Genomic DNA, 15,026 nt, shown 5'->3' with positions numbered 1-15,026 from the left:
CTTTTATCGTTAGCGACCTGCTCTGCGACTGGTGCGGGGGAGGGGAAACAAGCGATATTGGCTGGCGTGCAGAAGTTGATTATGTGCGGCCCGGTGCGAGTATTGTCAATCCGGAGGGCCGAAGTCTTCCGCTGGAACACCAAGAAGTCCCGGTCTGCTTGTCTACGAGAACGCAAGGCAAGCCGTCGCCGTGCCCCACATCTTTCCAAGAGATTGGCCCGTTCCAACGGGTTTGTAAAGATCACTATGCGGGCCGAGTAGCCACGGTCAAGCTTTCTTTGCCAGACAATGGCAGGTTAGGGCCGTGAGTGGCGGCCGGCCTTCGCTACGTAGAAGAAGATGAGCTTGGCGCGACAATCGGATGACCGGTCCGAGCCGACACTATAAAGTATTGTGATGGGCACTTGACTTGACAAAACAATTTGACCCCTTAAACCTCGGCGCAGCGTCGCCGTGATCGCCAGTACATTCTTGGGCTGATGTGAAGCCAGTAATTCACTAAAGTGTGGGGATGGAATTACGATTGCTAGATAATCTCACGGCTGTTCCGCCCCTTCTCGGCTCAAGGGAATGGCTGCTTTTTATTCAGTCAGTGGGCCAGGGGTTGATGCCGAGTCGGTGCAGCACAATGGCCTACTACTACCGCAGCCACTGCGAGTGACAGTGTCCGGGGAGCGCAGTGGAGCGCTCATGTAGATGCCTCCGTTTAGCGTTGGGCAGTAGCTAGAGTGGTCGCTTCCAGAAACCCGGGCGGAATCGCTTCTTAGCGATTGCTAGACTTCCTTGCTAAATTATTGGCGGATGCTTCCTGATCCTCCGGTAGTCCCAGAAAATCGAGTTGCGGGAACTATAGGACTGGGGTGTCCCCGGCTTCAGCAGGGAGGCCTTTTTGGATGGGTGTGCCTGTAAAGGTGGTGTTGGCTTGGACACGGTGGCTGCAGAGGCTTGGTCGGAGGATGTTGAGCAGCTCGCGGACTTGATCGTCGGCTCTGGGGACATTAGAGCGTTCTTGGACGGGATGGCCGGTCTCGGGGCGGCGGTGATGTCCCGGTCGACCGGAACACGTATTGAGTGTGCTGTGACGCTCGGGCGGCGGAAACGAACCGCGACGATCGGCGGGAGCAGCGATCAGGCGATGCTGCTGGACAGGATCGAGCAGACCCTTGAACAGGGGCCCTGCATCGACGCCCTGGAAAGCGGCCGCCCCGTCCTTCTCGATGACGCCCTGTCGTCGCCGCAATGGGGTGACTATTGCGGGGCGTTGAATGCCGCCGGGACGCGCAGCGCACTAGGAGCGCCGATGAAACTCGAACAGGACTCCACTGCCGTGCTGAATTTCTTCGCTCCCACTCCGGGGACGTTCACTCGTCACTCCGTCGCCGATGCGCTGACCTTCGCCGGGATCGCGGGCAAGGCTTTACGGGTTGCCATCAGGATTACCGCATTGAATGAGACCGCGGAAGACCTCGACGCGGCGATTAAGAGCAGGTCCGTTATTGATACGGCGTGTGGAGTGATCATTTCGCAGAACCGATGCACCCATGATGAAGCGTTCAGAATACTGCGGAAGGCTTCGAACGACCGGAATCAAAAACTGCGTGACCTCGCCCAAGCGCTCGTGGACGGAGTTGGGACGCAAAAAGAAACCGGTCCAACAGAAACGGAGAGGGCTCGCTGAAGAAAGCTCTCTGGGACTCAGTGGCGTGGTCCGGCCTGCAGATCGTCCATGGCCCATGCCAGGAGAGTGAGTTCGAAAGGGTGCGGTCTCAACGCTTCGTGCACGTAGGCGTCCAGTTCCAGAGGGTCGGCGGTCCCGCCTTCTCCCCAGTACTTGATCCACAATCGTTCAAGGGTGATTGTGTTCTGGTTCAGTAGATTGCGTGCGCTCTGCCGTGGGTCATGCATCTCTTATATCCCAGTGCTGTTGGCGGGGCCTCCTGCGCGCCGACTGGATGATCAGCCTGCTTACTAATTAACCTACATGGAAGATGCCTGCCTGAACAACCGGGCGGGGGAGGGCAGGTGGGACCTACCATTAGGCTCATGGAAACTCCTGTACACGCCGAGCACATCCTGAGTCTGCACGAGCTGGTTACCGGCACGGCCGACATCAAAGCCATCCTGCAAGGGGTGACCGGCTTCGCGTCCAAGGCGATGAGCCAGGCCGCAGGAGATCCGATCGATTGCGCGTTGACCCTGCGGCGGCGTAAACGCACCGCGACGGTGGCGGGCAGCAGCGACAAAGCGGTGCTCTTGGACCATATCGAGCAAAGCCTCGGGCAGGGACCGTGCCTGGACGCCCTGGATCAGGGTAAGCCATTGTTGTTGGACGATGTCGCCACCGACGTGGATTGGCCCCAATACAGCCGCGCACTGGGCGCAGAGGGGTGTCATAGCGCGTTGGGTGTTCCCATGGACTTGGGTGAAACCTCCGAAGCAGTCCTGAACTTCTTCGCGTCCAAGCCCGGCTTATTCACCCCTGAGGTAATCGATGAAGCCGCCGCCTTTGCGCACGTCGCGGGCAGCACCCTGCGCCTGGCGATCCGGATTGAGACCGTGGAACAGCTCAACGCGGACCTGAAAACGGCGATGACCACCAGAACAATCATTGACCTTGCCTGCGGCGCCATCATGGCCCAGAACCGCTGCACACAAGAAGAGGCTTTCAAATTCATTTCCAAGGCATCAAGTCACCGGAACGAAAAAGTTCACAAGGTCGCTACGGACATCATCACCCACGTGTCCGGCGCGGCTGAGGGATCCCTACATTTCGAAGACTAAACCGGGGCGGGCAACGCTAATCCCCACCTAGGTTGTGTTCCCCTTTTAGGGAGCCGGTGTACAGCTATGTCATCTCAACACAGCCCGGCTGGCTAATAGACCTCGCGGGGCGCATGCTGGGCAGGAGGGATATGGAAATCGGTCAATCCGATGGCTTGGATTCGTAGACCCCGGTGCTGATCAGCGCTGGTTGCCAGCTTTCTGTCGGGCCGTTATGCAGCCAGCGGTTTGACGGACTGCGTGGCCCCCTGTGGGCTAAGAATGAACGCTGGGGTCGCGTCTGGCCTGCAGTGGGCTACCATACGGATCCCATCAGCCGTTTGGTTGTGCTGCCTCAATGTCGAGCATGACCGGAGGTGCGTGATGGGCCAGGTCAATCGGAGCGATTGTGCAGTCCGGCTGGAGGCCGGGGGCATCCTGCACTTGACGTGGAATCATGGCACCGAATCAAACCGGAAAGTGCCCGTGCCGCCTTGGATGCGGTAAACAGTGCGACGGCGCAAAAACGTACCCGTTGTTGGTTGAGACAGCCGAAGTGAGATTCCTCAGGCATGAAGCACGCGCTGTCTTCGCTCAGCCGTGCACCGCTTTCAGGATCGCATAACTGGGCGCGGGTCCAGTTGGCCGGACTAACCGTCCCTCAGCGACCTACCCGCCTGACGTTGCTCGTCAGGCCCCCTGCGAGAAGGAAATGGCGAAATTCTCGAACTTTTCTAGGTCGTTTACTCCCAAAGCCCAGCAGAACCACATGGCAGCAACGGCGAGTAGCAGCATGATTGACCCAGTCGCGATTCGATTCAGGGCCCGCGGGCGGGCAAAGATTGAAGCACCGGCCGCCGCCGCAGACAGTGCCGGAAACAGCATCGACAGGCCCATCACCCACTGCCTCTGTGGGATCTTGTCGCGGTAGTAAGAGGCAGGGTAGTCATCAGGGTCGTGCACGAACCCCGACACGAAAGCGAGGAAAGTTGACACTAATGTCAGGCACAAAAAGAGGAAAGCCCAACCCAGCCATACATTCCCGCTCCAACGCTTCAACATGACTGCCATCAAAACACGGGCCTGGCCGCCCCATGAAACAAGTGCCGTGATCCGCACGCCGTCTCTCTAGCTTTGTCGGTGAGGTTCGAAGATCATGGATCAGTGCCGGCAGAGTTGCTCTGGAGCTGACCATGCGACGCTGCAACGCCTCGAAGTCCAGCCGGTCCCGTTCCATACGACTGCTTCACCGTCGAGGACCACACCAGGAGGGACCTGGGCTCATACATTTGCGCATAGCTCGGGAAAGATGCGGGAAAGTTCTTTGCCCTGCCGACTCCAAGGCGTCACACCGTTCGAATCACTCAGAACGATCGCCCGGCTATTAACTGCACTTCGGCATAGCCGGCAGAACGATCAATGTGTGATGCCAGCATGTCGATTGTCACAAATCCTAAGTTTCTGTGTGTTGACTGGACAAAGCTTGGCAAAGCCCTCAAGTGCGGATAGTCTGCTCTCGCTAGTCGAAATTGGGGGTTCGAACTGCGTCTACTGCATTCCCTTTGTCGAGTTTTCTTACTCCAAGGAGTCACGCAGTGAGACGAAGTACGCGAAGAGGTGTGTTGAGACTTGCTTTAGCCGTGAGTTTCTCCTTGCTGACTGTCACAGGGTGCACTCAGATGGGTGAAACGCGCCGAGATGAACTGGTGGGGACATGGACTTACTCTGCCGAGGAAAGCACCGTAGGCTCTCCAGTTCCATCGACGACCATAGAACTCCGCTCCGACGATACGGTCACGGTCGTGGACTTCCCTGCGGATCAACTTACCGAAACAGACTTTGCCAAAACGCCTTTATCGGCGACAGGAACCTGGGAGTTCCTTTCCAAGCTTCCCGAAGGATTTGGTCGGTATGGCAAGCAGGCGGGGATTCAACTGGATCTGCCCGCCACCGGTTCTAGTGACGGAACATATGAGCAACGTCTCCTAGTTATTGAGAAAAAGGATGATGAAGCTCCGCGTCTAGTTATTTATGTGGGACACCCAGATACGGTAGGTAAGGATTTTGTCTTGACGAAAGGATCCTCAAAATCATGAAGATCCTTTAGTAGTTCCTGCTTTAATACGTGCAAGGAATGAATCAATAGATCCCTGCGAGGAGTTGCCGCAAAAGCTCGGTAGCTCCTCGCTTTTCATTGTGGTCAATGCCCCATGGGATGGCAGCATGTAGTGAACCGACCGGCAGGGAAAAAGCCGGGACCGGTATCTGTAGCACCTAAGGCTCTCTATTAGCAGCGCGCATTGCCGCGCCCATACCTGGACCTCCGTCTTGACGTCGACATGGCATCGCCGAGATCGAAGCGCTGGCTCGGATGAGACGGCTCGAACTTCCAACCGAACTACGGCTGACCTGCTAGACAGTTTTGTCCAGTGAAGGTAGCCGTCCCATTTGGGTTCGCCGTAGATCCGGCCAGACAGGGCAGCGGGACCGGGGAATGACTTGACGAGTTTCGCCAAGGCAACTGCAATCGGTGGTTGCAGTGCCCGCGGAATGGACTCGTCCATGCGCCCCAGCTTAAAGGACCCACGGCTAGACCTGGTGTCCGGTCAAGGCGGCAAGGAGCGCCCATGCGAACCACAACAGCAGCGCGAGCAACGTATGCCGCCAATGGTGATGGCAAAGGTGAGCCGGCGACGTTTACGGCGGAGGTCTGGGTCAGGGCCGTAGTTCTCTTCACAAGCACAGTGATTGCCCAAGCAGGAAGCAGATTCCGGCGCACAACAAGCGCTCCGGAACGACCAACTACCCGCTCTGTAAGCACTGCCGGGACAAGTAAAGCCAAGTGGGTGGCGGCCCAGAGCGGCCACCATCCACTTTTGCTAATCGTCTGTTCATGGCAAGGTCAATGGATCATGCCCTCGGCAAGGTGCGCCTACAAAATGCGGGTCAACGGTTCCGGTATTCCCAAACAGCAACACCTGGGCCCAGGGCCCCATCCGGCTGGGGTCAGCGCCGCTTCGGCCGGTAGGTTCGCCCAGAACTGCGTTCGGCACCCTCATACATCTGGATGAGCTCCCAGTCATAACGGCGCCCGCCGGGGACATCGAAGATGCGGGTGCCATCGCCGAGGAACACTGGGGCTACGAAGACCTGCAGTTCGTCGATGAGGTCGAGTTCAAGTGCTTGGCGGGCGATGTCGGCGCTGATGATCTGAACGTCCTTGTCGCCTGCGATCTCCTGGGCACGGCGGACCGCCTCCACGACGTCGCAGTTAAGCGCAATGATGGTGGGGTCGTCGGCGATCTCCTCCGGCCGGTGGGTAAGGATGATCTCGGTCCCGGACCAGGCACCGCCATAAGCCTCGGCGGTCATCTGATCCCGCTCGTCCCTTTGAGCCTTCGCGGCGTCGTAGCCGTCCCTGCCGGAGATGATCACCGCGACCTCGCCCGCCATCCGCTCGGTGGTGCCATTGTCGAGTGGTTCGGCATCGGCTAACCAGCTCATGTCATGTCCGGGTCCGGCGATGAACCCGTCGATGGAGCATGTGAATCCCCAGGCTACTTTGCCCATGTCTGTTCCTCGTGTGGAAGGTTGTCTGCGCTGCTCGATGACTATCTGCGGTTGAGTGATGGGTCGACTCTACTCCAGGGTGAAAATGGCCTTCGTCGGCGTCGACCACGTTCGTGTCGAAGGACGCGCGCGGGAAACGTGGTGGCACTCAGTGCAGTGCTTCTCTGGACCACTGGCTTTGGGTTTGCATGGAATCCGGTGGACGTATTAGTGTCTTGCTACTAAACCGGTATGGGCGACAGAAGCCCGGAGAGGAGGAGCGCATCACCGCTGACCAATCCAAGCATCACGTCCCATTTCCGTTGAAAGCCCCTCCCGGGGGGCTTTCCCTATGTCTGATAGTAATTCGGGGGCGAAGGGTATCGTAAGCATGCTTATGATATTCGGTAGTTGGATGCCCCGACAGATTCGGTCGGGGTCTTGGTTCTCTGTCGTTGTGAGGAGTAGTCCATGGTCAGCTTTCGGCCTCTGGCCCGCATTGCCGCGGTTTTGACCACCCCGCTCGCGCCGGAAGATGTTCTGGCCCTGTTCAATCCGGTGTATTCGTCCCGGCAGTTACGCGGGATCGTGACCAGGGTCGTCCAGGAAACTGCGCAGTCGGCCACTATCTTCTTCCGTCCCGGCCGCGGCTGGCACGCCCACCTCGCGGGCCAGTGGGCGAGGATCGGCGTCGATCTCAACGGGGTCCGCCAATGGCGTTCCTATTCACTGAGTGCGCCGGCGGGCAAGGATCCGGCCATCACCGTCACTGACGTCGGGTCCGTGTCAGGGACCTTGGTCCGGAAGACCAAGGTTGGTGACGTCCTCTTCCTGGCTCCGCCTCAGGGCGACTTTGTCCTCCCGGAGCACCCCCGTTCACTCCTCATGCTCACTGCGGGAAGCGGCATCACACCCGTAATGTCGATGATTCGGACACTTGTCCCAAGCCGCCCCGATGCAGACGTTGTGCTAATCCATTCCTCCCGCGGCGAAGACGACAGTATCTTCCGCGAGGAACTGGCTGAACTTGCTGATCAATTTCCCAATTTCCGCTTGGTGCAGTGGCACACCAGCGGCCGCGGCCGCATGAACTTCACATCCACGGCCGTCCTGGAAGAGGTCTGCCCGGACTGGCGGGACAGGGCAGCGTATGCGTGCGGCCCTGAGTCTTTCCTGGATGACGCCGAAGCTATGTGGAACCAGGCCGCGTTGGCTGCTGCCACCACATCAGGAGCGGAAACCAATGGTGGAACAGGGCACGGCTCGCTCACTATCGAACGGTTCAGCACCGAGCTCCTGGGAGGCGAAGGCAGCGAAGGCGGCGTGGTCACGTTCGAAGCTTCCGACCGCGAGGTTATGGCCGACGGCGGGGTCCCCATCCTCGATGTCGGCGAGGACGCCGGGGTGCTGATGCCAAGCGGCTGTCGCATGGGCATTTGTCATAGCTGTCTAACTCCTTTGCTCGCCGGAAGAGTCCGCGACCTTCGCACCGGCGAGATTCATGGGGCGCCCGGGGAACTCATCCAAACTTGTGTCTCGGCAGCCGCCGGGCCCGTCAACCTCGGAATCTGAGGAGTACAACCGCATGTCAGTAGTTTCAGCCCAAAGCTCCGCCGCCGCCGTCGGACTTAAGACACGTCCTGGTGCGCTTGCCGATGGTGGCAGGCCTACGGTGCGGCCTCCGGCGGCCGCGCACCTGAGCGACGAGCAAGTGGCCCAACTGGGCCGTGAGCTCGATGCGCTCCGTGACGAGATCCTTGCCAAGCGGGGCTCCAGCGACGCCGCCTACATCAGGCGCATGATCAAGATCCAGCGAGGGTTGGAAATCTCCGGTCGTGCGGCGCTACTTGTAGGCAGGAACAAGGCCGCCTGGTTCACCGGCACAACACTCCTCAGCGTGGCCAAAATCCTGGAGAACATGGAACTTGGCCACAACATCCTCCACGGCCAGTGGGACTGGATGCGTGACCCGGACATCCACTCCACCACATGGGAGTGGGACTTCGTTACCCCGTCGCGGTCGTGGCAGCATACGCACAACGACCTTCACCACCGCTGGACCAACGTTGTTGGCAAGGACCGTGACGTCGGTTACAACCTTTTGCGCATGGACCCCGATCAGGAGTGGAAACCCTTCAACCTGGGCAATCCGATCTACAACGCCTTGCTTGCGCCCGTTTTCGAATGGGGCATCGCCATCTACGACCTGGAGATCCCCGAGTACAAGGAAGGCCTGAAATCCAAGGAGGCTATGAACAAGGACCTCAAAGCGCTGGGGCGGAAGGCACTCAAACAGTTCGCCAAGGACTATGCAGCCACTCCAGCCCTGGCCATGCTGTCGGGTTCAGGAAAGCAGGCCCTCTACGGCACGCTCGCTGCCAATGCCATACGCAACGTCTGGGCCCATGCGGTCATCTTTTGCGGCCACTTCCCCGAAGGAACGGATACGTTCACCGAGGAAATGGTGGAGGGCGAAACCCGCGGCGACTGGTACGTCCGTCAGATGATCGGCTCCGCCAATATCTCAGGCCCACGGTTCATGCACCTCATGACAGGGAACCTGTCGCACCAGATCGAGCACCACCTCTTCCCCGACCTTCCTTCCAACCGCTACGCCGAGATCGCACCCAAGGTCCGCGATATCTGCGAACGTTACGGCCTGAAGTACACCACCGGACCGTTGCCGAAGCAGGTCGGCTCCGCGTGGGCTAAAGTCTTCAAGCTTGCTCTGCCCCCAAGGCGGTAGAGCCTCCGCGGCTACAGTGGACTTGGCAGGGAGTCACAGCGGAGGGTGCCAGCTCCAGGGAAGTGGTACAGGCGGAAAGCAAGCCCCTCAGGAACTCTTTGGTCGTAGCCTCGCTGCGATTCGTTCCAGTGCGTCGTCGACAGGAGCAAATGTTGGGGGCAGGTTCAGGAAGCCATGAAGCATGCCCCGAATCTTGACCTGCTCCACGTCCACGCCGCGGGCTGCGAGCAAGGCACTGAAGGCTTCGCCTGACGCACGCAACTCGTCGTATTCGGCATTCAGCACCAGTGTTGGTCCGAGGCCATCCAAGTCTGCAGTGGCGGGCATTGCGTATCCCGGAATGGAATCTTCGCTTGACGTTCCCACGTAATTCTCTGTTGCCAAGTGGATCATCCGAGGCGTCAGCCTCAAGACATTGGGTAATTCCGCCAACGCGAGCCGCAGCGACTCCGAAGGAGCAGGGAGCTCGGCGTGCATCATCGGGTACACCAGCACAAGATGCTCCGGCACCCACATGTCCTCGTCGCGGAGCCGCAATGCGGCGGCGGCAGCCAAATTTGCACCAGCGCTGGCGCCACCCACGGAAAGCGAGGTAAGGCCCAACTCCGTCATGTTCGCCTGCACCCATCGGATAGCGGCAACGACGTCGTCAAGAGGTACCGGGTAGTGCACACCGTTAACGGCCAGCCGGTAGTCCACGCTCACGATTGTTGCCGATGCCCGCTGCGCTAACTGTCGGGCAGTCCAGTCAGCCTCTTTGGTGTCCAGGTCCCCGAATTGGAAGGCGCCGCCATGCATCCACACCAAGGCGTGTGCGGAATCAGCTTCCTGGCTCGGTTCCACAGGGGTGTAAATGCGCAGTGGTACCGGACCGTGCGGGCCGGGCACAGAGACTATTCGGGTGGTGGCAGACGGAGGGGGAGGCGCGTCCGGGTAGGCATCAAATGCCTCCATCTGTGGCTCACTAAGGCCCGCTTCCAAGGAAGGAATGCCTTCCAGCAAGGGGAGCCGGGTGGCGATGCCGGGGTGAAACGGCATGGGGTTCCTTTCGGGGTTTGCAGCTTTCAGCCGGCGCTGACGAGGAGGCTAACCCTCACCGCGCTGATGTGCTTGTCCGAGAGGATCTCGAGGCGCTCATCCCCGTTGAGGAATCGTCCTTCCGTTAACCCGGCGTCTGTGACTACCAACTCCCTCACTGCATCAAGCTCAATTTCACAACCGGGCTTGTGGAAGTCCACTTGAGCTCCTTGGCCTACCACAATGAACTCGGAGGGACTGATGGCCAGGACCATCCCGAAGGGACGGGAGTCTCCGGGGGTGGGGCCATGGGTGGCAGCAACGGTTTCTTCCAGGAGTTCAGGCGCGGGAGGAACCCGAACGCCTGCGTCCAGGAGCATTCCTTCGAGGAGCTTCCTGGAATTTCGAACCGTAATTGCTGTACCCGCCAGTTCCGTGCTGATGCATTCCTCTTGCGGGTCGAGGGCGAAACCGAAAATACGGCCGTCGCGCTGGGCATCCACGATCTCTGGAGTCAGGGAAGTGATGATGGAGCAGGCAGCGCTGAACTGATTGCCTTCCCTGCCTTCTTCCACACCGAAGACGTTGTAGCCCAGGCCACCAAAACCGCCTATGGCCAAGAACGCATCTCCGGCCCGGAATCGCGCTTCGGGGACGAATAGGGGATTGGAAGCGGAGGAGTATTGCCGCATAACTTCCTCCGCGTTGGGAACGTAAATGTCCGGTGCCAGGAAGTCGATGGCCGGCGCCGCGGCACGCCACACAGGCACCATGCCGGCCGTCGGTCCGCCGCTTGGGTACTGGCCGGGCAGGTCCTGGCCGCGTTGCGGGCCGATCCACGCGTTGGCGTACGTGGGGAGCGGCAGAACCTCCTTCCCGGCTGCCGCCAAACCTCCCACAAAGGATGCAAATCCCCAGGCCATAAACGTCTCTTCAGCAACGGGGTTGTCATCGCCGAAGTGGTCCGCCCAGCTCTTGCTGCCGTCCGGACGCGCGCCAAGGGCCCGCACAAACTCCTGGTCAAAGGAATCCGGTTCTTGGGAAACCGCAGCAAGAAGCTGCTCGGGGAGCGGTGCATTCCATGCGTCCTCTGCGAGCGCGCAGTGGTCTCTTCCTGCCCCCAACAGCCCCACTTCGTTTTCAACCTGAACCATGATGACTGTGTGGTCCGGATCGATCAGAGCCACATGCGTCAACAGGGCAGTGTAGGCAGTTCGGTCCGCTTCAAAGAGATTTTCAGAGAAGACGGACAAGCTGGGCCGCGGCATGGATCCCGGATACGAGAAGGGGGTCTTCAACGGCTTGACGCCTCTGTCCGCGCGCGGGAAACGTTCACGGTCAGAGCGAACCCAGCCGGGGGCATACGTGGAGAAAGCGTTCTTGAACGCCCCGAACCAAATCATGACCAGACGGACGCCGGCGGTCCGAGCGTCCTCTACCAACCCGTCCACGATCGAGAAGTCGAACTCTCCCTCCACCGGCTCTGTTTGTTCCCAGGACACAGGAGCGATGACAGTGTTGACCCCGGACTTTGCCAATTTGTCCCAAATAGGCGACATGTAGCTCCGGTGCGACGCACTCGAATTATGCAGTTCACCCCCGATGCAGAGAAACGGCTTCTCCTCAACAATGAGCCGGACGTGGCCGCCTGTCCGCTCGAGTCGCGGGAGGTTCTGGTGTGCCATGGTGATCAATCCTTAATCCTTGGTGGGCGAAATAAGTTGGTGGGCGGGGCTACTGGGTTCAAGCGGAACGGGGAGCGACTGTCAGGTTGAATTCCCGGGAGGTCAGGCCGTTGCCGATCCCCACCCGGAACTCGCCTGACTCCACGATGTATCCGGTACGGGGATGGTTGGTCCAGAATCCCAGATCATCGAAGCCTATGGTCAGTGACACACGTCGTTCTTCTCCAGCCGGTACGAATACTCGTTTGAAGCCCCGCAGCTGCCTGACGGGCCGGGTCACACTTGCCAAGAGGTCAGAAATATACAACTGGACCACTTCGTCGCCATCCTTTGTTCCGGTGTTGCGAACGATGGTGGTGAAAGAGATCCTGGATCCAGCGCTCAACTCGTCCAAGGTGACTGAAAGTGCTTGGTCCGGCGATGATTCCAACTCAAAAGATGTGTAGCTGAGCCCAAATCCGAAACCGAATTGTGGCCCCAGCTCCAAGTCCAGATACTTCGACTTGAAGTAGTCATCGGTGTTGTTGGGGCCGGTAAGCCCAACATCGGGCCGTTCGTGAGCAAGAGAGCCTCCAGTACGGGCAGGCCTCCCCGTTGACTCGTGGTTGTAGTAGATGGGGACTTGACCCACGGAGCGGGGGAAGGACATGGGAAGCTTGCCGCCGGGGTTGACCGCACCGGTAAGGAGATCTGAAATTGCTTTTCCTGCTTCAGAGCCCAGATGCCATGCCACCAGGAGGGCAGGACATTGATCAATCCATTCGCTGACAACCAGCGGGCGGCCTGTCATGAGGACTACGGCAAAGGGGGTGCCTGAGCCGGCAATGGCCCTGATCAGTTGTTCCTGGTCTCCGGGGAGGTCCAATGAACTCCGCGAGCTTGCCTCACCGGAAAGGTCACTGGGTTCTCCAACCGCCACAATCACAAGATCTGCCTCCGCTGCGGCGGCGGCAGCCTCAGCCTGCAGTCCCGGATCGGAGTCAAAAAAGGTAGCGCCGGGAAGCGTGGTCACCACAGAGTCCGGCAGGGCTGTGGTCAGCGATTCCACAATGGAGGTGGACGTGGGTGAGGCGAAATACTGTACCCAGGCCCCGAGGTGGTCCCTGCTTTCGGCATAAGGACCCACCACTAGAATGCGTTGTCCCCTGGGCCTCAAGGGCAACACGCCGTCGTCGTTTTTCAGCAGGACCGCGCAACGCGCGGCGGTATCCCTTGCCGCTGAGAGCGAGGCTTCATCGGGGCCGGTTGCGGCCGTTGGCTCGTCCACATAAGGGTTGTCGAACAGGCCCAGAGCCTGCTTGAGCCGCAGCACGCGGAGCACGGCGTCGTCCAAGCGCGCGGAGTCCAGCAGGTCCTCGCGGATAATGGGCTCACCGTCGCTCAGCAATGAACCGCCCATTTCAACATCGAGACCTGCTGAAAGTGCCAGGCGTCCGGCGTCGGAAGCGTCGGCGGCAATGCCATGGTCCACAAGCTCGCCCACGCCGCCGGCGTCTGCCACCACAATGCCGTCATGTCCCCACTCGTTCTTCAGGACATCGGTGAGCATCTCCCGGTTGGCGTGCATGGGTACGCCTGAGACGGCGTTGAAGCTCGCCATGACACTGGCAACTCCTGCTGCGACCGCGGCCCTGAAGGGTTCCAGATACACGTTGTGGAGCCGCTGGACCGAGATGTCCGTGGTGTTGTAATCACGGCCTCCTTCGGCGGCACTGTAGCCAACAAAGTGCTTTGCGCAGGCGGCAATGGATGCGTTGGAGGAAAGATCATCACCCTGGTAGCCCCGGATCTTGGCCTCCCCGAAAACGGCATTGAGGTAGGGATCCTCGCCAAACCCTTCCACCACGCGACCCCATCGGGGGTCCCGCGACACATCGACCATGGGCGAAAAGGTCCAGTTCACTCCATTGGACCGGGCTTCCTTCGCAGTGAGCGAGGCATCGGCCCTTGCCACCTCGGGATCGAAGCTGGCAGCTTGTGCCAGAGGAGTGGGAAAGATGGTGAACTGGCCATGGACCACGTCAAGGCCGATCAGGAGGGGGATGCCGTGCGGGCTTTCCTCGACGGCGACCCGCTGAAGCGCGTTGGTGGCCTGCGCCGAGGCAGGCCAGAACAACGCCCCGGCACCGTTTCGGGCAAGGTTTCCCGCTTCTGCAGGGTCCGGCCTCCAAACGATCTGAAGCTGTGCCAGTTTCTGCGCATAGGTCATGGAAGCCAGGATCTGCTCCGGCTGTACTTTAACTTTCACGGTGAGGATCCTCCTGGGAAGGTTTGTGGACCTGGTGCCTTATGAGGTCCAGTGTGCGCATGATGGCCAGAGAGTCGCCCAGGGGCATCACGGAGCTCTGCAGGCTACCGGACTCGAGCAGCGCGTGGAACTCGAGAATTTCGTACCTGAGTCCGCCGCCAACAATGGGTGCCCGAATGATGTGGGGCTGCTGGAGTCCCGGCCCCGCGGGGTTGTAGCGAGAAACAGTCAGCTCGTTGGGGCAATGGTGCGGGGCCGGCAGTTCAATGAGGCCTTCGGTTCCCAGTATCCGCGCGTTGTTGGGAAGCACTGTGGACATTGATGAGCTGATGCATCCGGTTGTACCGCCGCGAAAGGAAAGAAGCGCCGTGGTGTCCAGGTCCACCCCGCTGGTGCTGTTGCGGCCGAACGCGGCGACGGCCGGTTCATCTCCCAGGAGCCAGTGCGAGAGCTGGACAGGGTAAACGCCCATCTCCAGCAGGCTTCCGCCGCCCAACGCGGGATCGTACAACTGCGGCCGCGCCCGCGGGCCGGCCTCCGGAATCGGGAACCCGAAGGACGCTTCAACCTTCCGCACTTCTCCAATTGCACCATCGTCCACCAGCCGCTTTAGCTCGACGTACGCGGGAAGGAACCGGGACCACATGGCCTCCATCAGCACTGTTCCGGACCGCTTGGCGGTTCGGGCAAGGTCCAGGGCCTCGGCGTGGGTGGCGGTAAAGGGCTTTTCCACCAGGACGTGTTTTCCCGCCTCCAGGAATTGCGCGGCAAGCTCATGGTGGGATCCTGCAGGGGTGGAAACGTACACCGCGTCAATAGTGGGGTCATGGGCAAGATCCTGAAAGGACAGGTGCTGTGTTGGGATGCCGAATTCGGAACAGAACTTCCCTGAGGCCGCCTCGGTCCGGGACGCTGCAGCAGCGAGGAAGGCAGAGGGGACTTCAGCAAGGGTCTGCGCAAATTCACGGGCAATGGTTCCGGTGCCGGCGAGCCCCCATCTCACAGTGTTGTTGCCGGGCAC

12 protein-coding genes are annotated in these 15,026 nt (G+C 59.9%); 5 read left to right on the top strand and 7 right to left on the bottom strand.

From position 1 onward, the window contains the following. Positions 1 to 931 precede the first annotated feature (931 nt). Complete coding sequence (locus tag ACIQTW_RS12135) at positions 932 to 1,678, top strand: GAF and ANTAR domain-containing protein (RefSeq protein WP_402937567.1); 747 nt, start codon at positions 932 to 934, stop codon at positions 1,676 to 1,678. Between the two features lie 17 nt (positions 1,679 to 1,695). On the opposite strand, the gene ACIQTW_RS12130 is transcribed toward ACIQTW_RS12135, so the two are convergent. Next, a complete protein-coding gene (locus tag ACIQTW_RS12130; RefSeq protein ID WP_402937104.1) occupies positions 1,696 to 1,905 on the bottom strand; it encodes a hypothetical protein in 210 nt (69 codons plus the stop codon). A 138-nt stretch (positions 1,906 to 2,043) separates the two neighbouring features. Between ACIQTW_RS12130 and ACIQTW_RS12125 the strand changes: the two genes are divergently transcribed. Beyond that, positions 2,044 to 2,781 (top strand): GAF and ANTAR domain-containing protein, encoded by a 738-nt coding sequence (locus ACIQTW_RS12125; protein WP_402937102.1) that lies wholly within the window; start codon positions 2,044 to 2,046, stop codon positions 2,779 to 2,781. A gap of 669 nt (positions 2,782 to 3,450) precedes the next feature. On the opposite strand, the gene ACIQTW_RS12120 is transcribed toward ACIQTW_RS12125, so the two are convergent. Beyond that, entirely contained in the window at positions 3,451 to 3,879 is a 429-nt protein-coding gene (locus ACIQTW_RS12120) for a hypothetical protein (RefSeq protein ID WP_402937100.1), read from the bottom strand. A gap of 560 nt (positions 3,880 to 4,439) precedes the next feature. Here ACIQTW_RS12120 and ACIQTW_RS12115 point away from each other — a divergent pair. Further along, positions 4,440 to 4,856, top strand: coding sequence for a hypothetical protein (locus ACIQTW_RS12115; RefSeq protein WP_402937099.1), 417 nt, complete (start codon positions 4,440 to 4,442; stop codon positions 4,854 to 4,856). 910 nt (positions 4,857 to 5,766) lie between these two features. Here the strand turns inward: ACIQTW_RS12115 and ACIQTW_RS12110 are convergent. After that, entirely contained in the window at positions 5,767 to 6,330 is a 564-nt protein-coding gene (locus tag ACIQTW_RS12110; protein ID WP_402937097.1) for a dihydrofolate reductase family protein, read from the bottom strand. 450 nt (positions 6,331 to 6,780) lie between these two features. Here ACIQTW_RS12110 and ACIQTW_RS12105 point away from each other — a divergent pair, with 450 nt between their 5' ends. Together ACIQTW_RS12105 and ACIQTW_RS12100 are read left to right on the top strand one after the other, a co-directional pair. Next, entirely contained in the window at positions 6,781 to 7,881 is a 1,101-nt protein-coding gene (locus tag ACIQTW_RS12105; RefSeq protein WP_402937096.1) for a ferredoxin reductase, read from the top strand. A 13-nt stretch (positions 7,882 to 7,894) separates the two neighbouring features. Further along, on the top strand, positions 7,895 to 9,055 hold the full coding sequence (locus tag ACIQTW_RS12100) for a fatty acid desaturase family protein (protein ID WP_402937095.1): 1,161 nt from the start codon (positions 7,895 to 7,897) through the stop codon (positions 9,053 to 9,055). Positions 9,056 to 9,142: 87 nt separating this feature from the next. Here ACIQTW_RS12100 and ACIQTW_RS12095 read toward each other — a convergent pair whose 3' ends face one another. From ACIQTW_RS12095 to ACIQTW_RS12080, 4 genes are read right to left on the bottom strand one after another with little or no spacing between them, the layout of a single operon-like run. Beyond that, a complete protein-coding gene (locus tag ACIQTW_RS12095) occupies positions 9,143 to 10,093 on the bottom strand; it encodes an alpha/beta hydrolase (protein ID WP_402937093.1) in 951 nt (316 codons plus the stop codon). 26 nt (positions 10,094 to 10,119) lie between these two features. Next, positions 10,120 to 11,757: a DUF5597 domain-containing protein gene (locus ACIQTW_RS12090; protein ID WP_402937091.1), complete on the bottom strand. Its 1,638-nt coding sequence runs from the start codon at positions 11,755 to 11,757 to the stop codon at positions 10,120 to 10,122. A 58-nt stretch (positions 11,758 to 11,815) separates the two neighbouring features. Continuing rightward, a complete protein-coding gene (locus tag ACIQTW_RS12085; RefSeq protein WP_402937089.1) occupies positions 11,816 to 14,005 on the bottom strand; it encodes a glycoside hydrolase family 3 N-terminal domain-containing protein in 2,190 nt (729 codons plus the stop codon). Beyond that, positions 13,995 to 15,026 (bottom strand): Gfo/Idh/MocA family protein, encoded by a 1,032-nt coding sequence (locus ACIQTW_RS12080; RefSeq protein WP_402937088.1) that lies wholly within the window; start codon positions 15,024 to 15,026, stop codon positions 13,995 to 13,997. Before ACIQTW_RS12080 ends, ACIQTW_RS12085 begins: the two co-directional genes overlap by 11 nt.

It is taken from the genome of Paenarthrobacter sp. NPDC090517, assembly GCF_044769165.1.
Classification (GTDB): Bacteria; Actinomycetota; Actinomycetes; order Actinomycetales; family Micrococcaceae; genus Arthrobacter.
This window is presented reverse-complemented; position numbering and strand designations above follow the sequence as displayed.

Coding starts and splice junctions, on each gene's coding strand:
- ACIQTW_RS12130 (WP_402937104.1), bottom strand. CDS start 1,905: ATGCATGACCCACGGCAGAGCGCACGCAATCTACTGAACCAGAACACA.
- ACIQTW_RS12125 (WP_402937102.1), top strand. CDS start 2,044: ATGGAAACTCCTGTACACGCCGAGCACATCCTGAGTCTGCACGAGCTG.
- ACIQTW_RS12115 (WP_402937099.1), top strand. CDS start 4,440: ATGGGTGAAACGCGCCGAGATGAACTGGTGGGGACATGGACTTACTCT.
- ACIQTW_RS12110 (WP_402937097.1), bottom strand. CDS start 6,330: ATGGGCAAAGTAGCCTGGGGATTCACATGCTCCATCGACGGGTTCATC.
- ACIQTW_RS12105 (WP_402937096.1), top strand. CDS start 6,781: ATGGTCAGCTTTCGGCCTCTGGCCCGCATTGCCGCGGTTTTGACCACC.
- ACIQTW_RS12100 (WP_402937095.1), top strand. CDS start 7,895: ATGTCAGTAGTTTCAGCCCAAAGCTCCGCCGCCGCCGTCGGACTTAAG.
- ACIQTW_RS12095 (WP_402937093.1), bottom strand. CDS start 10,093: ATGCCGTTTCACCCCGGCATCGCCACCCGGCTCCCCTTGCTGGAAGGC.
- ACIQTW_RS12090 (WP_402937091.1), bottom strand. CDS start 11,757: ATGGCACACCAGAACCTCCCGCGACTCGAGCGGACAGGCGGCCACGTC.